Raw genomic sequence first — 21,815 nt, forward strand, 5'->3', positions numbered from 1 at the left:
CCGATCCGACCGTTCATCGTCCACGACGCGGCGAGCGTTGCAGTTCGCCTCACCTTATCGGGCGGCGGTTCCTATCGACCCGGGCAGACGATGCACCGGAATGTCGACACCGCTCATCTCGGCACCGTCACCGTCGACCGACACGATCGCAACGAGGTCCTCGATGTCCTCGGGTTGCAGTCGATCGACCGCGGCGATGTCTGCTGAGGCAAGGAACGCATGGGTGACCCATTCTGCGGACACGATATCGGCGGCGTCCTCGGCGGACTCCGTCCGATCGGTCACCAGGGCTGCACCTGCCGTCACGGCGACCACACCGGCCAGAACTGCTGCACCGGAATCGAACCGGGTGGGGACGGCCAGCCGCGAATCGAAGGCCACGGCCCACTCCGCCACTGCGCTCGTCGCCAGTGCTGCGAGTGTTCCGTGGTCGATCACGGTGCCGTCGTCGACCACGACCAACGCTGGGCTGTCGGGTCCCAGAACCGCCGTTCGGTCCGAATACGTCACCGGCCGCCCAGAACTCGCGGCAATGGCGTCGACGACGTCCGGATGCCCGAGGTGGATGGTCGTGACGGACCCGGCCCAGCTCGGCGCGTCGTCACCGTCCAGGACGAGGACGGACGCGCCTGCCCGCTGCAGAACGTCGGAAGAGTTCGACGGGGCGATCGGAGCCACCGCTCCGCCTGCCTTGGCCACCGCCCACCGCGTCACGACTGCCGCAACAGCGTCGGTGACGAAGACGCCGACCACGACTCCGGTTCGGACGCCACGTTCGATCAGTACCCGAGCCATACGTGAGGACTGCTCGTCGAGCTGACGGTAGGTGGTCTCGACACCGTCCGACGACAACGCGGGCGCATCGGGATCTGCGTCCACCGTCGAGGTGAGTACCTGCGGCAAGGTCACGTCCGACCGAACCGGTGCCGCAGTGGAGTCAGCGGTCTGCGGGGTCTCGGTCAGTGCCGCCCGCTCGGCGGCGTCGAGAACGTCGATGTCGCCGACGACGACCGCTGGTGTTGCCGCCACTGCACCGGCGATGCGTGCGAATCGTTCCGCCAGCGACGCGACCGTGGACTCGTCGAACAGATCGGCGGCATACACCCATTCGACGTTCAGGGTTCCGGTGCCGCTGTTCCCGTCGGCGTGCTGGGTCTCCACCGTGACCTGCAGGTCGAATTTCGCCGTCGGCTCGAAGCCGCTGACGGGTTCGACCACCAGGTTCGGCAGCTCGAAGCGCGCCTCGCCGTGGGGCTCCACCGACAGAACCGTCTGGAACAGCGGGGTGTACCCGGCGTTCCGGTCCGGTGCGATCGTGTCGACGACCCGCTCGAACGGGACGTCCGAATTCGCGAAGGCCCGCAGGTCGGTCTCGCGTAGGGCGGTCAGCAGCTCTGCGAACGTCGCATCCGGGTCCACGTCCGTGCGCAGCGCCAACGTGTTGACGAACATGCCCACCAGTCCGTCGAGCGCCTCGTGCCCGCGGCCGGCGATGGGCGTGCCGACGGCGAAGCTGCGGGAGCCACTCATCCGCGACAACAGCACCCCGAGTACGGCGTGCAACACCATGAACAGGGTCGCGTTGTTCTCGCGGGCGATCGCCGCGAGCCCGGTGTGTACCGACTCGTCCAACTCGACACTCACACTGGCTCCGCGCAGGTTGGCGGTAGCCGCTCGCGGCCGATCCCACGGCAACGACACGACCGGGGTGATCCCGCTGAGCTCGTCCGCCCAGAAGGCCAACTGCTGCGACAGAATCGACGTGGGGTCGCTGTCCGAGCCCAGAACCTGCCGCTGCCATACCGCGAAGTCCGCGTACTGCACCGTCAGCGGTTCGGGCGTGTAGTCGGTTCCCGACGCGGCAGCGAGGTACGCAGTCATGACGTCACGGGCCAGTGGTGCCATCGATGCGCCGTCTCCGCTGATGTGGTGCATCACGATGACGAAGACGTACTCGTCCGGGCCGAAGCGGAACAGTGCTCCCCGGACCGGGGGTGCGACGGTGACGTCGAAGCCCTCGTAGACGAGTGCGCGAATCCGTTCGGCGGTGTCGGAGTCGTCGGTCGCGTCGATGGGAGTCAGATCGGGTACGACCGATCCGGCGTCGACGAACTCCTGGTACGGCGAACCGTTCGCATCTTCCGGGTAGCGCGTGCGCAATGCCTCGTGGCGTTCCACGGTGCTGGACACGGCGCTCTGCAGTGCCGCGACATCCAGCTCGCCTCGCAGACGGAGCGCCAGCGGCATGTTGTAGGCCCCGGACTCGGGGTCGAGTCGGTTCAGTACCCACATGCGCTGTTGCGCGAGCGACAACGGAACGGTCTGTCCGGCCGGTCGGCGACGCAGCGGCATATCGTTCGCGTCGTCGATGCGTGATTCGGCGCGCGCTGCGAGTGCCGAGACCGTCGAGGCCTCGAACAGGTCTCGGACACCGACCTTCTTCCCGAGCGCAGCCGACACCCGTGCCGCCACTCTTGTGGCGATCAGCGAGTTACCACCGAGATCGAAGAAGTCGTCGTCCGATCCGACCCGCTGCACGCCGAGCAGCTCCGCGTAGATCTCCGCCACGATCTCCTCGACCGGCGTTGCGGGAGCACGGAACTCGCGAACCTCGAACACCGGCTCCGGCAGTGCTTTTCGATCCAGCTTGCCGCTGGTGTTCAGCGGGAATTCCGCGAGCACCATCACCGTCGCCGGCACCATGTACTTCGGCAGCGCGCCGCCGACGAAGGTGCGAACCTCGGCCGGGTCCAGCGTTCTACCCGGCGCAGGCACCACGTATCCGACGAGCTGGTCGCCGGCACCGGTGGTCGCCACCACGGCCGTGGCCTGGTTGACGTCGGGATGGGCCAACAGTGCGGTCTCGATCTCACCGAGCTCGATCCGCTGGCCACGGAACTTGACCTGGAAATCGGTGCGCCCGATGTACTCCAGGACGCCTGCAGCGCCCGGCCCCGATCGCCATCGGACGAGGTCTCCGGTGCGATACATGCGCTCGCCGGCAGCCGAGAACGGGTTCGCGACGAAGCGGTCCATCGTCAGGTCGACCCGCCCGAGGTATCCGTCGGCGACCTGCGTCCCCGCGAGATACAGCTCACCCGCGGTCCCTGCGGCGACCGGATGCAGCCTGCCGTCGAGAACGTAGGCCTGGGTGTTCCATTCCGGCGCCCCGATCGGGACGGTCGCGCCCTCGTCGGCAGACGTCTCCCAGTACGTCACACTCACTGCGGCTTCGGTGGGGCCGTACAGGTTGTGGATCCTGGCAGAGGTGATCGCGCGAAAGTCCGTCACCGTCTCCGGGGGCAGTGCCTCACCCACCACGTAGACGTGTCGCAAGGACCGGCACTGCTCCCCGGTGGCGTACGCGGCGAACACCGTGAGCATCGACGGCACGAAGTCCGTGACGGTGACGCCGTGCCGGGCGATGCGCTCCGCGACGTACGCCGGGTCGCGGTGGCCGTCGGGGGTCGCGAGAACGACGCTCGCACCGACCTGGAGTGGGAGGAAGAAGCCCCACAGTGACACGTCGAACGTCGTCGCCGTCTTCTGCAGGTAGACGTCGTTCTCGTCGAGCGAATACTGGTCGATCATCCACGCCATCTCGTTGACGATCGCGCGGTGCGGCACCGCGACGCCCTTGGGTCGCCCGGTCGACCCGGACGTGAAGATGACGTAGGCGGTGTTCTCAGGGCGTACCGGTGCCAGTCGGTCGGCGTCCGCCACGGCGTCTGCCGGGTAGGACGCGAGATCGAGGGTGTCCACTTCGAGAATCGGGAACCGTTCCGGCAGTCCCGTCCGATCGTGGCTGGTCGAGAGAACGGCGACCGGCACCGCGGTGTCGAGGATGTACTCGATGCGCTCGGCCGGGTGGTCCGGATCGATGGGTACGTATGCGCCGCCGGCTTCGAGGACGGCATACATGCCGACCATCAGATCGATGCCTCGCCTCATGCCGAGAGCGACGAGCGACTGCGGGCCGACGCCGAGCGAAATCAGGTGTCGGGCAAGACGGTTGACCCGCTCCGAGAACTCGGCGTAGGTCACTGCGGCGCCCTCGTACAGCACGGCCGTGGCGTCCGGGTTCGCCGCAACCCGAGCCCGGAACGGCGCGGTCAACATGATGCCGGCGTCGACCTCGTGTGCGGTGTCGTTCCAGGTGTCGATCACACGGGTTCGTTCTTCCGAGCCGAGCAGATCGATATCGCCGACCGCCGTCGTGGTGTCGGAGACGAAGGTTTCGAGAACACCGACGAGCCGGGACAGGATGGACTCGACGTACGCAGCGTCGAACAGATCGCTGATGTACTTGAGCGTGAACGAGATTCGATCCTCGGCCACGACCAACAACGTCAGTGGGTAGTGAGTGTTGTCGTTCGAGCTCACCGACTCGACGGTCATTCCGTCGATCGCTGCCGCCTGCTGCGTCAGCTCGGCTTCGTCCACCGGGTAGGACTCGAAGATGGTGAGGGTGTCGAACAGATTCCCCATTCCGATCGCCCGTTGGATGTCGACGAGTCCCATGTGATGGTGGTCGAGCAGGTCTGCTTGTTCTCCCTGAATCCGGACCAGGTAGTTCTCGACAGTGTCGGCCGGATCGAATCGAACGCGCACCGGGATGGTGTTGATGAACAGGCCGATCATCGACTCGACGCCTGGAAGAGCAGCGGGACGGCCGGAGACCGTGGCACCGAACACGACATCGGTACGGCCGGTGATGTGTGCGATCAGCAGGCCGTAGGCCGCCTGCACCAGCGTGTTGACCGTGACGCCGAGCCTGCCACCGAGCGCCACGAGCGACGCGGTGGTCTCGGGATCGACATATCGCTCCGTCTCTGCCGAGCGTGCGGAGATCTCACGTCCGACACTCGGCGGCGCGACGAACGTCGGCTCCTCGACTCCGGCCAACGCGGTGGTCCACGCACCGAGAGACACGGCCGGGTCCTGTCGGTTCAGCCAGGCCAGGTAGGAGCGATACGACCGAACCCTCGGCATCGACGAGGTGGAACCCCGAGCGGCGTACAGGTACAACAGTTCCTTCATCACCAGCGGCAACGACCACCCGTCGAGCAACACGTGATGGTTGGTCATCGCGAGCTTGTACGTGGTCGGCGTGATCCTGACGAGCAGGAACCGCAGCAGGGGTGCCGTGGAGACGTCGAAGTGCCGTCGTTGCTCGGCCGCCAGGGCATCGGCGACTGCTGTGCCACGTTCCGGCTCGTCGAGGTGCGACAGGTCCATCGTGGTCCACGGCAACACGACGTCCTGATGGACGATCTGCACCGTCTCGCCGTCTGCGGTCGCGGTGAACGAGGTACGCAGATTGTCGTACCGGTCCAGCAGTGTCTGGGCAGCGTGATGCAACCGTTCGGCGTCCACCTCGCCGGCCAGGTCGAGTACGACCTGCATGGTGTAGACGTCGATCGACGCGTCGGCGAACAACGCGTGGAACAGCAGTCCTTGCTGCAACGGTGACAGCGACCAGATGTCGGTCAGCTGTGGGTAACGCGCCTCGAACGACGCGATGTCGGCCTGCGACACCGCCACCAGAGGCACGTCCGACGGGGTCAGGCCACCCGAGCCGGGTACCTCGGCGTACGAGGCCAGCGCCGACAACGCCTCGGACCACAGCCCGGCGAGACGCTCGACCGTGTCCGCGGACACGGCTCCGGTCGGGAACGCGAAGCTGGCGCTCAGGACCCCGCCCTCGTCGGTGTCGAGCACGATGGCGTTGATGTCGACGGTCTTGTTCGCGGCCATGTCGGCGTCACCGGGCGCGGAGAGCTCACCGTCGGCGGCCGGCAACCAGCCGAGCGACTTCATCTCGTCCGGGACCTCGCCGGCGTCGACCCGGCCCAGGTAGTTGAAGCTGATCTGTCCGGTGCCGAGTTCGGCCAGTTCCGCAGCGGTCTCCGAGTTCAGGTAGCGGAGCAGTCCCCAGCCCATGCCTCGATCGGGCAGCGCCAGCATCTGCTCCTTGACTGCCTTGACTGCGTCTCCGAGCTGCGACCCTCCCGCGAACGCAGCATCGACGTCGATTCCGGTCAGGTCGAGGCGAACGGGGAACAGACTGGTCAGCCAGCCGACGGTCCGTCCCAGATCAGCTCCGGGAACCACCGCTTCCTCGCGGCCGTGGCCTTCGAGCTGCACCAGTGTTGCCGGTGCAGTGATGCCGCGCTCGGACCGCAGTCTCGTGACGGCCAGAGCGAGCCCGGCCAGCAACCCGTCGCCCACTCCGCCGCGGAAGATCTCCGGAACGGTGGTCAGCAAGGTGCGCGTGACGTCGGGTGTCAGTTCGATGTTCACCCGTTCGAGCGTCGCCACGACATCGACCGCGGGATCGAAGGGGCGGTTGCCCAGCACGGGGTCCTCGGCGTCGGCGATCGAACGCCACAGCGGCAATTCGGCCAGCCGCGCCTCGCTCGCTGCCGCGTCGACCAGTGCATGGGTCCAACGCCGCATCGAGGTCCCGACCTCGGGGAGGGTCGGGGTCACTCCCCCGGACACCTGAGCCCAGGCGGAGACGAAGTCGGGGACCAGGATTCGCCACGACACTCCGTCGATCACGAGGTGGTGCGCCGCCACGGTCAGCGTGCCCGGCACCTCGGGTCCTCGATCGACCCAGACGAGGGCGAGCATGCGACCGGCCGTGGGGTCGAGCGTTCCCACCGCATCGTCGAATACTGTTGCAGCCGAATCGGTATCGGCCCGGGTGAGCAGTGTATCCACGTCGACGGCTCCGGTGCCCGCAACCTCGAGGCCCCAGCCGCGGTCGTCGTGCACCAGGGTCGACCGCAGCACGTCGTGTCGATCGACCACTGCGGTCACCGTGGCGAGAATCCCGGCTCGGTCGATACCGATCGGCAGCTCCAGTGTGACGGCCTGATGGAAGCGTGACCACCCGCCGCCGCGCTCGATCATCGCTACACCGAACGGGGGTAGCGGCATCCAACCGACACCGCCGCCGTCGAGTTCCTCGAGCACGACCGCGTCGCTGCCCTCACCGACGATCACGGCGACCTCGGCGAGACCGGCAACGGTCTTGCGCTCGAACACATCTCGCGGCCCGAACTGAATTCCCCTGGCCTTGGCGCGAGAGACGAGCTGAATCGAGACGATGCTGTCGCCGCCGAGCGCGAAGAACGAATCGTCGACCCCGACGGCGTCGAGGCCGAGGACGTCTGCGAAGACCTCGGCAATGATGCGTTCGGTGTCGGTTGTCGCGGTGCGGAATTCGGCATCGCTGCCGAATTCCGGTTCGGGTAGTGCTCTGCGGTCCAGCTTGCCGTTCGGCCCGAGTGGCAGGGCATCGAGCACGATGAGCCCGGCCGGAACCATGTATTCCGGAACCAGGGTCGCAACCGAGGCGGTGACCGCTGTGGTGTCGATCGTCTCCCCGGCGACAGGAACGACGTAGCCGACCAGGAGTTCACCTGCCGACGGCGTCCGGCGCACGAGAACGACGGCTTGGTCGACCGACGGATCTGCAGTCAGCGCGGCTTCGATCTCGCCCAGTTCGATGCGCAGTCCGCGCAGCTTGACCTGGAAGTCGGTGCGGCCGAGGTACTCGAGTTCACCGTCGCGCCTCCACCGCACCAGGTCTCCGGTGCGGTACATCCGCGAGCCGGCACTGCCGTGCGGGTCGGCGACGAACCGGTCGGCGGTCAGGTCCGGGCGGCCGAGGTATCCGCGGGCCAGTTGACGCCCCGCGAGATACAGCTCTCCGGGCACCCCGACGGGAACGGGGTGCAGTCGCGCGTCGAGCACGGTCACCCTCGTGTTCCACACCGGTGCGCCGATGGGAACCGACACGGTGTCCGACGGCAGGACATGGTGATAGGTGACGTCGACAGCGGCCTCGGTCGGGCCGTACAGGTTGTGCAGCTCGGTTGCGGGCAGAGCAGTGCGCAGGGCCGAGGCAACCGATGCAGGCAATGCCTCACCGGAGGCGAACACCGCACGCAGGCCGGTGCAGTTCGACACACCGTCCGCAGCGGCGAACACGGCCAGCAACGACGGCACGAAGTGCGCGACCGTGACGCCGCGTTCGGCGACGGTGCTCACCAGATATGCCGGATCTCGGTGGCCGTCGGGCACCGCGATGACGAGTTCGGCACCGATCTGCAACGGCCAGAACAGCTCCCACACCGACACGTCGAACGTGACCGGCGTCTTCTGCAACACCTTGTCCTGCTCGGTCAGACGGTATTCGGCCTGCATCCACAGCAGACGGTTGACGATGGCCTCGTGGCTGACCGCAACGCCTTTGGGGCGACCGGTGGAGCCGGAGGTGAAGATGACGTACGCGGTGTCCGCCGGTCGCAGCGGTGCGGTTCGCTCGGCATCGGTCACCGGTGCCGTGGACAGACCTGTCGTGTCGACGGTGTCGACCAGGATTCTGGCGGCGTCGGTCACGAGATCTGTACCGTCGCGCTCGGTCGTGAGCAGCACCACCGGTGCCGCCGTGTCCAGGATGTAGCCGATTCGTTCGGCCGGTAGATCCGGGTCGACCGGAACGTAGGCACCACCGGCGGCCAGCACGGCGTAGATACCCGTCAGCATGTCGATGGAGCGGCGCATGGCCGTCGCCACCACGGTTTCCGGGCCGACTCCCTCGGCGATGAGCAGACGCGCGAGCGCGTTGACCCGTTCGGAGAATTCGCGGTACGTCACCCGATCGTCGAGGAAGCTCGTGGCGGTGTTGTCCGGGGACTCGGCAACTCGGGACTCGAACAGCGACACCAGAGTTGCACCGGGATCCACCTCGTGCGCGGTGGCGTTCCAGTCCTCGAGGACGCGGGTACGTTCGCCTTCCTCGAGGATGTCGATGTCGCCGACGACTCCGTCCGGTGCGTCGGTCAGCGCGTGCAGTACCCGGACGAGCCGTCGCCCGAGGGAGGCCATGCTGGATTCTTCGAATAGATCTGTGGCGTAGTCGAACTGCACGTCGATTCCGGCGGGAGCACCGCGGTCGTCCGTGTTCTCCCAGAGCGTCACCTGCAGGTCGAATTTCGCGAACGCGCTACCCAGATCGATGCCCTCGACACTCAACCCCGGCAGGGCCAACGTCTGGCGGTTCAGGTTCTGGAACGTCAGCATGACCTGGAAGATCGGGTGGCGAGCCTGTGAGCGGTCCGGGGCCAGCTCGTCGACGAGCCGCTCGAACGGCACGTCGGCGTGCCCGAAGGCTCCCAGGTCGGCCTCGCGAACTGCGGCGAGTTGCTCGCGCAACGTTGCCGCGGGGTGCACCGCGGTACGCAGGGCGAGCGTGTTGACGAACATGCCGACGAGCTCGTCCAGATCGGCGTCACCGCGGCCGGCGACCGGGGTTCCGATCGTCACGTCGTCGGTACCCGCCATCGCGCCGAGGAGCACCGCGAGCGCGGTGTGGACCACCATGAAGTTCGTGGCGTTGTTGGCGCGGGCCGCGCGAGCGATGTTCGACTGCAGAGCCTCGTCGATCGAGAAGTTGTATGCCGCACCGCGATACGACGCCACCGCCGGACGCGGACGGTCGGTCGCGAGGTCGAGCTGTGCCGGGGCACCGGCCAGAGCCGTCGTCCAGTAGGCGAGCTGCTTCGCCAACGGCGAATCCGGGTCGTCCTCGGAACCGAGTACCTCGCGTTGCCACAACGCGTAGTCCGCGTACTGCACCGGGAGTGGTGCCCACTGCGGGTTCTCCCCCGCGGCACGGGCGGTGTAGGCCACCATGACGTCGCGCGTCAGGGGTCCCATCGAGAACCCGTCCGCGGCGATGTGGTGGGCGACGAAGGCCAGTACGTGCTCGGTCTCGCTGACCCGCAGGATCCGGATTCGGACCGGAACAGCTCGGGTCACGTCGAATCCCGCGGACACGAAGTCGCGCAGGGCCTGCTCGATCGAACTCTCGTCGACGTCGTCGACGACAACCGTCACGCCGGCCTCCGCGGTACCGAGTACCACCTGATGGCCTCGTCCGTCGACCTCCGGGTACACGGTGCGCAGAATTTCGTGCCTCGCCAGCACGTCGTGCACGGCGTTGGTGAGTGCATCGACATCGATGCTGCCGGACAACCGAATTGCGACCGGGATGTTGTTCACGGCGGAGGTCGGATCGAATTGGCTCAGGAACCACATGCGCTGCTGAGCCATCGACAGCGGTACCGAGTCCGGTCGTGTTCGAGCCGTCAGTGCCCGGCGCGCACCGGTACCCACCTCGGACTCGATCGCACGTGCGAGCGACTGCACCGTCGGAGACTCGAAGATCGAGCGGACCGGCACCTGAGTATCGAGCGCCGCCCCCAGCCGGGAGACCACCTGAGTGGCGATGAGCGAGTTACCGCCGAGTGCGAAGAAGTCGTCGTCCAGACCCACGCGCTCGACAGCGAGCACCTCGGCGAAGACCGCCGCGACGGCCTCTTCCACCGGATTGGTCGGCGCGCGGAATTCGGCTGTCTCGAACTGCGGTTCGGGGAGCGCCTGTCGATCCAGCTTTCCGTTGACGCCGCGAGGAAGAGCCTCGAGCACGACGAAGGCCGCCGGGATCATGTACGACGGCAGACGTTCGGCGAGTGCACGACGGATGCCGTCCTGATCCAGCGTCACCCCATCGGCGGGCACGAGGTAGGCCACGAGCCGCGCGCCTGATCCCGTGTCCGCGAGAGCGATCACGGCGACGTCGCGAATCTCGTCGAGCGATCCGAGAGCGGCATCGATGTCGCCGAGCTCGATACGGAAACCGCGAATCTTCACCTGGAAGTCGGTGCGCCCGACGTACTCCAATTCGCCGTCGGCGCGCCAGGATACGAGGTCACCGGTGCGGTACAGGCGGCCGCCGGGGGTGAACGGGTCCGCGACGAATCGCTCGGCGCTCAGATCCGGCCGCGCGAAGTACCCGTCGGCCAGCTGCGCCCCCGCGAGGTAGAGCTCACCTGCGACGCCGACCGGAACGGGAGCCAGACGCGAATCCAGCACGTAGACACGGGTGTTCCACTCCGGGCCACCGATCGGAACCGTGGTGCCGTCGACGGTCGTCACCCGATGCGAAGTCACCGAGACCGCGGCCTCGGTCGGTCCGTACAAGTTGTCCAGTCGCGCAGACGAACTGCGCAGCGCGCGCTCGGCCGTGGCGACCGGCAGCGCTTCGCCGATCGCCAGGATCCGCGTCAGGTGTTCGGGCAGGGTGCCCGCCGACGCCGTGACCAGCGCGTCGAGCACGGACGGCACGGTGTGCAGTGTCGTCACCGATTCCCGGTTCATCAGATCGACGAGGTAGGCGGGATCGCGGTGGCCCTCGGCGTCGGCCACGACGATCGCACCACCGGAGACGGTGGCGACCCAGAACTCCCACACGGACAGGTCGAAGGTGGCCGCGGTCTTGAGCAGCACTCGGTCGGTGCTGCCCAGTCCGTAATGGGCGCTCTGCCACAGCAATTGGTTGACGATGGCGGCATGACTCACCGCGACACCCTTGGGGCGGCCGGTGGATCCGGACGTGAAGATGACGTACGCGGTGTTCGCAGGCCGCAGCGGCGAGGTGCGCTCACTGTCGGTGACGGGCGCGTCCGAGACCTCTGCGTCGAGCACTCGCGGATCGGTGTCGACCAACAGCACCGGAACCGAGTCGACATCGACACCGTCCCGCGCAGTACTCAGGACCAGAGCGGGAGCAGCTACCTCCAGGATGTAGGCATTGCGGTCCGCCGGCTGATCCGGATCGATGGGCACGTACGCCCCACCCGCCTTGGCGACGGCATACATCGCGACGAGCAGATCCAGCGAGCGCCTGATCGCCAGAGCAACCGTCACCTGCGGGCCGACACCGGCACCGATGAGGACGCGGGCCAACCGGTTGATTCGACGATCGAACTCGCCGTACGACAGTGACTGCCCGGCATGGACCACCGCGACCGCGTCGGGCTGCGCCTGCACCTGTCGATCGAACAGCGATACCAGCGTCTGCGACGCATCGACATCGTGATCGGTGTCGTTCCACGTGCGGACGATCCGGGTGCGTTCCTCGGGCGAGAGCAGCTCCAGATCGCCGACGACGGCCGACGGGTCCTCGGCCACGGCGGCGAGGAGGCGAACGAACCGGTCGGCAAAACCTTCGATCGTGGCGCGATCGAAAAGATCGGTGGCGTAACTGAATTCGGCCGACAGTTCCGCGGGCGAGCCGTCCGGGGCGTAGCGATCCGAGATCGACAGTTGCAGATCGGTTTTCGCAGTCACCGCATCCGCCTCGACGGCACTCACCGTCAGACCCGGCAGCTCGAACGTCGACTCGGCAAGGTTCTGGAAGGACAGGCCTACCTGGAACAACGGGTTGCGTGCCGTCGACCGCACCGGGTTCAGCACCTCCACGAGACGCTCGAACGGAACGTCGGAGTGCGCGAACGCGGCCAGGTCCCGCTCTCGGGCCTGAGCGAGCAACTGACGGAAGGTCATCGACGATTCGACCGACGACCGGAAGACCAGGGTGTTGACGAACATACCGATCATCGAGTCCAGAGCCCGCTCACCGCGGCCGGCGATGGGCGTTCCGACCGCGATGTCCTCGGAACCGGACAGGCGTGCGAGCAACACCGCGAATGCCGAGTGCACCACCATGAACAACGTTGCCTGCTCGGTACGTCCGAGTTCGGCGAGAGCAGCGTGCGTGCCGGCGTCGACGGTGAACCGCACGGCATCGCCACGGAAACTCTGCGCAGGCGGGCGCGGGCGATCGGTGGGCAGCACCAGCTGATCCGGCAGCTCGGCGAGCGTATCCTTCCAGAACGACACCTGCTGCGCTGCAACCGAATCGGGATCCAATTCGGTGCCGAGTACGGTTCGCTGCCACAGCGCGAAGTCGACGTACTGCACCTCGAGTGGCTCCCAGTCCGGAGCCGTCCCTGCAGATCTCGCGGTGTATGCGGTCATGACGTCGACGGCCAGCGGGCCCATCGACGCGCCGTCGGCCGACACGTGGTGGACGACGAAGGCCAGGACGTGCTCGTTCTCGTCGACGCGGAACACGCGCGCGTCGACCGGCACCTCGACGGTGACGTCGAAGCCCCGCGCAAAGAATTCGGTCACGGCGGCAACGACGTTTACACCGGCCACGTCTCGGACGGCGAGGTCCATCGGTACCTCGGACGCCGGCAACACCTGCTGGAACGGGCCCTGTGCCGAGTCCGGGTACCGGGTACGAAGAGACTCGTGGCGCTCGACGACATCACGCACCGCCGACTGCAGCGCAGCGACGTCGAGCTCACCCGACAACCGCACGGCGAACGGAATGTTGTCCACCGACGACGTCGTGTCGAACTGGTTGAGGAACCAGTACCGCTGCTGCGCAGGCGAGAGCGGCGGGTGCTCGGGACGCGGACCCGCCACGAGTGCAGCGCGCCCGCCCGAACCGACAGCACTCTCCACGTGCGCCACCAGTGCGGCCACGGTCGAGCTCTCGAACAGCGCCCGCACCGGGACCACCGTGTCCAGGGCCGCGCCGAGCCGCGAGACCACCTGGGTGGCGATCAACGAGTTACCGCCCAGGGCGAAGAAGTCGTCGTCCAGTCCCACTCGCTCGACGTGCAGGACGTCGGCGAACACTCCGGCGACGATCTCTTCGACCGCGGTGGTGGGTGCGCGGAATTCCCGGGCCTCGAACACGGGTGCGGGAAGCGCGGCGCGATCCAACTTGCCCACCGGGGTCAGTGGAACGGTGTCGAGAACGATGATCGACGACGGGATCATGTAGGCGGGCAATGATTTTCCGACGAAGGCGGTCAGCTCCTCGACGTCGACGACGGAACCACGCGTCGGCAGCACGTAGGACACGAGGGTGGTGACACCCGAGGGCAGTTCGTGTCCGAGTGTGACGGCGAAGTCGACCTCGGGAACAGCGGTGAGCGCGGAGTCGATCTCGCCGAGCTCGATACGGAACCCGCGCACCTTGACCTGGAAGTCGGTGCGGCCGACGAACTGCAGCTGCAGGTCGTCCGTCCATCGCACGACGTCGCCGGTGCGGTACATCCGTGCGCCGTCGATGCCGTACGGGTTGGCCACGAAGCGCTCGGAGGACAGACTCGGCCTACCGAGATAGCCGCGAGCGAGCGCACCGCCCGACAGATACAGGTCACCCGCGACACCGGTCGGAACCGGTTCGAGCCTGGAATCGAGGATGAGCACGGACATGCCGTGAATCGGTCGACCGATGGTGATCGGCTCGCCGGGCGTCAACTCGGCGAAGCTGGAGATGATCGTGGTCTCGGTCGGTCCGTACCCGTTGAAGTACTTCCGGTCCCCTGCCCAGCGGGCGAGCAGTTCGGGAGTGGTCACGTCGCCGCCCACCGAGAGCACCTCGAGCGAATCGATCCCGTGGGGATCCATCGTGCCGAGCACCGCGGGCGTGATGATCGTGTGAGTGACCCTCTCCGCCTTCAACAATTCGGCCAGTTCGGTGCCGCCGAGAATCGATGCGGGTACCACTACCAACGTCGCGCCGACGGAGAACGCCGCCATCCACTCCAGAACCGACGGATCGAAGTTCGGCGAGCAGACGTGGAGGAACCGCGAGGCCGGTTTCAGGTGATAGAGATCGGTTGCTGCGTCGAGGACGCCGCCGAGTCCGGCGTGCGTGACGACAACGCCCTTCGGCTTGCCCGTCGAGCCCGAGGTGTAGATGACGTAGGCGGGGTTCTGGAACGTGACGGGTCGCAGGCGGTCGGCGTCGGTGACCGGGTCGGCAGAGCGGGTGCGGACCTCGGCCACGAACTCGTCGTCGTCGACGCTCAGCCAGGTCAGGTCCTGCTGTCCGCCGGCGAGCCGATCCGAGTGTGCCCGGGTGGTCAGGCCCAGTAGGGCCTCGGAGTCCGAGACCATGTGGGCGACGCGATCCTGCGGATACGTCGGGTCGACGGGTAGGTGCGCGGCCCCCGATTTCGCCACTGCCCAGACCGCGAGCACCATGAAGTAGGAGCGTTGGAATCCCAGAGCCACAACGGATTCGGGGCCGGCCCCGCGCTCGATGAGCACCCGGGCGAGCTGCGAGGACGTCGCATCGAGTTCGGCGTACGAGATCGAGCGGCCCTCGTAGCGAATCGCGGTCGCCGACGGGTCGAGTGCGGCTCCGGCAGCGAAGATCTCGGCCAGAGTGCCGCCGGCCAACACGTCGTCACCGTGGACGTGGGTGAGCCGGTCGTATTCGTCGTCGTAGAGGATGGACAGATCGCCCACCGGGGTGTTCGGTGTCGCCACGATCGCTTCGAGCAGCCAGCGGAAACGTCGCGAGAACACCTCGATCGTGTTGTCGTCGAACAGGTCTCGCGCGTAGAGGAAACCGGCGGACAGACCGGTGCCGTCGGACTTCTCGTGCAGCGTCAGCGACAGGTCGAACTTGGCGGTGTCGACCTCGACGTCGACCGCCGAGACCGTCAGATCGGGAAGATGGAATTCGCTCGGCGGCAGGTTCTCGAACGCGATCGCTACCTGGAACAGCGGGTGCCTGGCCGTCGTTCGCTCGGGTTCGAGCAGATCGACGAGCCGCTCGAAGGGGATGTCCGCGTGTGCGAATGCATCGAGGTCGACGTCCCGGACGTGGCCGAGGAGGTCGGTGAATCCCTTGCTTCGATCGACCGAGGTGCGGAGCACCAGGGTGTTGACGAACATGCCGATGACGTCGTCCAGGACGGCCTCGCCGCGGCCTGCGACGGCGGTACCCACCGCAACGTCGTCCGAGGTGGACATGCGAGCCAGGAACAACGCGAGTGCACCGTGGAGCACCATGAACAGGGTGGTTCCGGTCGACCGGGCCAGATCGTCGAGCGAGGCACGCAGATCCGCATCGATGTCGAACTGGAACCGCCCGCCCGAGTACGACTGCACCGCAGGACGCGGCCGGTCGTACGGCAGGGTCAGCTCACTGGGCAGGTCCGCCAGGGCCGAACGCCAGTAGTCCGCCTGTGCTGCCATCAGGCTGCTCGGATCCGCGTCGTCGCCGAGCACGGCGCGCTGCCACAGCGCGAAGTCGGCGTACTGCACCGCCAGCGGCGTCCACTGCGGAGCGTCGCCGGCCACACGAGCGAGGTAAGCCGTCATCACGTCGCGGGTGAGCGGTCCCATGGACCACCCGTCTGCGCTGATGTGATGAACCACGACGACCAGCACGTACTCGTCGTCGGTGACCTGGAACAGTTTCGCGCGCAGGGGAATCGACTGGGTGACGTCGAATCCTTCGGAGGCGAATGCGATCAGGTCGGCCACCGCACCGTCGGCGGACGGTGTGGTGGGCGTCAGGTCCGGTGCCACCGATTCGGCAGGCAGGATCACCTGATGCCCCGCTCCGTCCACACTCGGGTAGACGGTGCGGAGTGCCTCGTGCCGATCGAGAACGTCGACGACCGCTGCGTTCAGGGCCGCAGTGTCGAGTGCTCCGGTCAGCCGGATCGCCACGGGGATGTTGTTGACCGCCGATTCGGGCTCGAATCGGTTGAGGAACCACATCCGCTGCTGGGCGAGAGAGAGCGGAATTCGTTCGGGGCGTTCCTGCGGCATCAGAGGCGCGGAGACTCCGTGGCCGACGTGACTTTCCAACGCAGCAGCCAAGGCTGCCACTGTGCCTGCCTCGAACATCGTTCGGACGGGCACCGTCGTGCCCAGCTCGGCACCGAGTCGTGCGGCGACCTGAGTGGCGACGAGCGAATTGCCGCCGAGCGCGAAGAAGTCGTCGTCCACACCGACTCGGTCGAGTCCGAGGACCGCGCCGAACACGTTCGCGACGATCTCTTCGACCGGATCGGACGGTGCTCGGTAGGGCGTTGCCTCGAATTCCGGATCGGGCAGCGCTTTTCGATCGAGCTTGCCACTTCCGCCGAGCGGGAACTCGGCCAATTCCACGACGGTGGTCGGCACCATGTACTCGGCCAGACGTCCACGTAGCGCGGTGCGTACCCGGTCCACATCGACCGGGCCTTCGGTGGGGACGACGTAGGCAACCAGTTGTTCCCGTCGCACGAGCACCACGGCCTGAGCGATCTCGGGAAGATCCAACAGAGCCGATTCGATTTCGCCGAGTTCGATACGGAGACCACGCAACTTCACCTGGAAGTCGGACCGCCCCACGTACTCCAACTCACCGGCAGGCAGCCACCGCACCACGTCGCCGGTTCGGTACATCCGCGCTCCGTCGACCGCGAACGGATCGGCAACGAAGCGATCCGCGGTCAGATCGGGTCGGCTCACGTATCCCCTGGCGAGCTGGACACCCGAGAGATAGAGCTCTCCCGACACCCCGACCGGAACCGGCCGCAACGACGAATCCAGAACGCGCACATCGGTGTTCCACACCGGTGAACCGATCGGCACCACGGCTGTGTCCGCGTCGGAGACCGCGTGATAGGTCACGTCGACAGCAGCTTCGGTCGGGCCGTACAGGTTGTGCACCGACACCTGTGGGAGTGCGCGGCGCAGCGACTGTGCAGTAGCAGGCGCAAGCGCCTCCCCCGAGGCGAACACCGTACGCAGCGACGCTCCCGCGTCGGGCCTACGCAGCGCCTCCGGTGTGAACACCGACATCATCGACGGCACGAAGTGCACTACCGAGACATGTTCGCGTGCAATGACATCGAGCAGGTACGACGGATCCCGATGACCCTCGGGAACCGCGACGACCACCGATGCGCCGACCTGGAAGGCCCAGAAGAACTCCCACACCGACACGTCGAACGTAGCCGGTGTCTTCTGCAACACCACGTCCTGCGGACCGAGGGGGTACTCGCGCTGCATCCACGACAACCGGTTGACGATCGCCGCGTGCGATACGCCGACGCCCTTCGGCCGACCCGTCGACCCCGAGGTGAAGATGACGTATGCGAGGTTCTCTGCCCGCAGCGGTGCCGTCCGCTCCGCATCGGTGACCGGCGCCGACGAGAATTCCGACACGTCCACGGTATCGATGTCGACCGTCTCCACGCCGGGGAACTCGACGTGATCTCGGGTGCTCGAGAGCACCCGTACCGGCGAGGCCGTGCTCACGATGTACTCGTTGCGCTCCGACGGCTGAGCCGGATCGATGGGTACGTACGCAGCACCGGCCTTGACGATCGCGTACATACCGACGAACAACTCGATACTGCGGCCGACTGCGAGACCGACCGTCGAATCGGTCCCGACACCCACCGACAACAGGTACCGCGCCAGGCGGTTCGCGCGCGCATCGAGCTCGGCGTACGTCAGCCGAACGTCCTCGAACACCAGGGCCTGCGCGTCGGGGGTCTGCTCGACGCGACCATCGAACTGCCCCACCAACGTTGTTCCGCTGGTGATCTCGTGCGCCGGTCCCGAACCGAACGTCAGCACCGACTCCCGCTCGACCGAGTCGAGCAGGTCGATCTCTCCGACGGCTGCAGCGGGCGCTGCGGTGATCGCACGAAGAACACGAACGAACCGCTCTCCGAATCGAGCCATCGTCGATTTGTCGAACAGGTCCGCGGCATAGGTCAGGGCGACGGTCAGGCCCGCGGGCTCGGAGCCGGCCGGTGCCGAATCCCACAGCGTCACCTGCAGATCGAACTTGGCCAGGTCTGCCTCGTAGTCGACCGCTGCGATGGTCAGGCCGGGGAGCTCGACCGAGGTTCGATCCAGGTTCTGGAACGTCAACATGACCTGGAACAGCGGGTGGCGTGCCTGCGAGCGCGCCGGGGCCAACACGTCCACCAGACGCTCGAAGGGCACGTCGGCGTGCGAGAACGCAGCGAGGTCCACCTCCCGGATCTCGCGCAGCAGATCGTCGAACGACGTCCGTGAATCGACTTCGGTGCGCAGCACCAGTGTGTTGACGAACATGCCGACCACGTCGTCGAGGGCCGCGTCTCCACGGCCGGCGACCGGCGTACCGATACTGATGTCGTCGGCGGCCGCGAGCTTGGCCAACAGCACGGCCAGCGCGGCGTGCACGACCATGAATGTCGTTGCGTTGTGGTCTCTTCCGAGCTTCTCCAGCGCGCGGACCAGTTCGGCGTCGATCTCGAACGTGTGCGTGCCGCCGTTGGTCGTGGCGACCGCCGGGCGGGGACGGTCGGTGGGTAGCTCCAACTGGTCGGGTGCGCCGCCGAGTCGGTGCCGCCAGTAGTTCTCCTGCGCCGAGATCAGAGATTCCGGATCGTCCTCGCTGCCGAGGACGGCCCTCTGCCACAGCGTGAAGTCGGCGTACTGCACCTCCAGCGGAGTCCACTGTGGTTGCTGCCCGTTGGTGCGCGCCACGTATGCGGCCACCACGTCTCGGGTCAGCGGGCCCATCGAGAATCCGTCGGCCGCGATGTGGTGCACCACGAACGCGAGCACGTGCTCGGTCTCGGCCGTCTCGAGAAGCACCGCCCGGAAGGGCAGCTGTACCGCCAGATCGAAGGGCCTGAGCGCGAACTCGAGCAGCACGGCGGGAACGTCGGCATCGGTTGCCGTCGCGCGCTCCAATTCCACTGCCACCGAATCGGATTCGAGTACTTGTTGGAAGCCGATGCCGTCGTGATCGGGGTAGACCGTCCGCAGCGACTCGTGCCGGTCCAACACGTCGATCAAGGCCGCCTGCAGGGCGGTGAAATCGAGTTCGCCGCTCAACGCGATGGCGACCGGGATGTTGTTGACAGCCGAGTCCGGCTCGAATCGGTTGAGGAACCACATCCGTTGCTGGGCCAGCGACAGTGGCACACGTTCGGGCCGCTGCTGCGCCACCAACGGAGGTCGCGCGTGCGTCGAGCCTGCGGCATCGACGGCCGCGGCGAGTTCGGCGACGGTCGGTGCGTCGAAGAACGACCGCACATCCACTGCTGTGCCCAGTTCCGCGTTGACTCGCGCGATCACGCGGGTCGCGTTGAGCGAGTTTCCGCCGAGGACGAAGAAGTCATCGTCCACGCCGATACGGTCCATCCCGAGCACCGTCTCGAAAATTGCCACCAGGGCCGTCTCGGTGTCGGTGCCTGGGGCACGGTATTCGCGTACGAGCGAGGCGAAATCGGGCGCAGGCAAGGCTTTTCGGTCCAGCTTGCCGCTGGCGTTCAGCGGGAATTCGTCCAGCACGACGAACACCGACGGCACCATGTACTCGGGCATGCGCCGACGCACCGCATCCGCAAGGCCGTCGTGATCGATATCGGGCTCGGTGCTCACGACATAGCCGACGAGCTGCTCACCCAACTGCGCCTGCGAGTGGTCGGCGTGAACGAGTACTGCAGCCTGGGTCACCTGCGGCTCGGCGAGCAGCGCCTGCTCGATCTCGCCGAGTTCGATACGGAGGCCACGCAGTTTGACCTGGAAGTCGGTGCGGCCGATGTACTCGATCTGGCCATCGGCGCGTCGGCGCACCAGGTCGCCGGTGCGGTACATCCGGTCCCCCGGCTCACCGAACGGGTCGGCGACGAATCGATCGGACGTCAGGTCCGTGCGTCCGAGGTATCCGCGAGCGAGCTGCACGCCCGCGAGATAGAGCTCTCCCTCGACTCCCCGGGGTGAGCGCCGCAGACCCTCGTCGAGCACGTAGAGGTCGGTGTCGTCGACGGCAGCACCGATCGGTACCGAGCCGTCCTCCACCTGCTGGGTTCGGTAGTACGTGACGTCGACGGCTGCTTCGGTGGGACCGTACAGGTTGTGCAACTCGGCACCGGAGATCGCGTGGAACGCGTTGACGGTTCGCGCCGGCAGCGCCTCACCGGAGGCGAACACCGTGCGAAGCGAATCGGCCTGTGCGGCGGTGGGTTCGGCAACGTAGACCGACAGCATCGACGGTACGAAGTGGGTCACCGTCACGCCGTGTTCAGCGATGACGCGGGCGAGATAGGCGGGGTCGCGGTGCCCGTCGGGCTCGGCGATCACCAGTGTCGCGCCGATCTGCAACGGCCAGAAGAACTCCCAGACCGACACGTCGAACGTGAACGGCGTCTTCTGCACGACGACGTCGGCCGGGGTCATCGTGTATTCCCGCTGCCGCCATGAAATATTGGCGACGATCGCGCGGTGGCCCACCGCCACGCCCTTCGGACGCCCGGTCGAACCGGACGTGAAGATGACGTACGCGAGGTCGTCTTCACGGAGGGTGCCGAGCCGGTCCGCATCGGTGATGCGCCCTGCAGTCACGCCGGTGACGTCGACGGCATCGACGAGCAGAGTCTGCGTGCCGTCCGGCAACTGCGGCAGGTCCTCCGATGTCGTGAGCACCAGAACCGGTCGCGCGGTATCGAGGACGTAGGCGAGTCGATCCACCGGGTGCTCGGGGTCCAACGGAACGTAGGCACCACCGGCTGCCGAGATGGCGTACATACCCACCAGCAGATCGAACGAGCGGCGGATCGACAGCCCCACCGTCGAATCCGGGCCGACACCCCGCTCGATCAGAACCCGGGCGAGGCGTTCGACCGACTCTGCGAACTCGGCATAGGACCGACTCTCGCCGCCGAACACGAGCGCGGGTGCGTCCGGTGTCCGCTCGGCCTGATCGGCGAACAGGGTGTAGAGGGTGGTTGCCTCGGGTTCGGCCGGGCTCGACGCCGAGTCGTCGTCACCGAGAACCGTCGCGGCATCGGAGACCACCGACGAGACCACGGCGTCGAGACCACCGTCGGTGGCCTCGATGAGGCCGGGAACGGTGTTGGACAGCACGACCGGGACCAGCGCGTCCGGGCCGAGAACCCCACCCATGGCCGTGTCGAGGGTGGTGATCTCCTCGTCCAACCGGGCGTAGGTCAACTCCGTGCCGAGGTGCGCGAGCGCCACGCGGTCCGGTTCGACCGCAGCGACGCTCCGAACCAAGCGCGGAAGGTCCTCGACCGTCAATGCTGCCTCGCGTCGACGTCCAACCGCCATCTAAC

Annotated in this window: 1 protein-coding gene; it reads right to left on the reverse strand. The window is 66.9% G+C overall.

The genetic code is table 11. The features are described from left to right. Positions 1-54 precede the first annotated feature (54 nt). Complete coding sequence (locus JLZ96_RS05075; protein WP_201009588.1) at positions 55-21,810, reverse strand: non-ribosomal peptide synthase/polyketide synthase; 21,756 nt, start codon at positions 21,808-21,810, stop codon at positions 55-57. Between the last annotated feature and the right edge of the window lie 5 nt (positions 21,811-21,815).

This window comes from Rhodococcus sp. NKCM2511 (genome assembly GCF_014905595.1).
Lineage (GTDB): Bacteria > Actinomycetota > Actinomycetes > Mycobacteriales > Mycobacteriaceae > Rhodococcoides > Rhodococcoides fascians.

What these genes read in the sequence shown, in the direction of transcription:
- JLZ96_RS05075 (WP_201009588.1), bottom strand. Translation starts at nt 21,810, where the DNA reads ATGGCGGTTGGACGTCGACGCGAGGCAGCATTGACGGTCGAGGACCTT.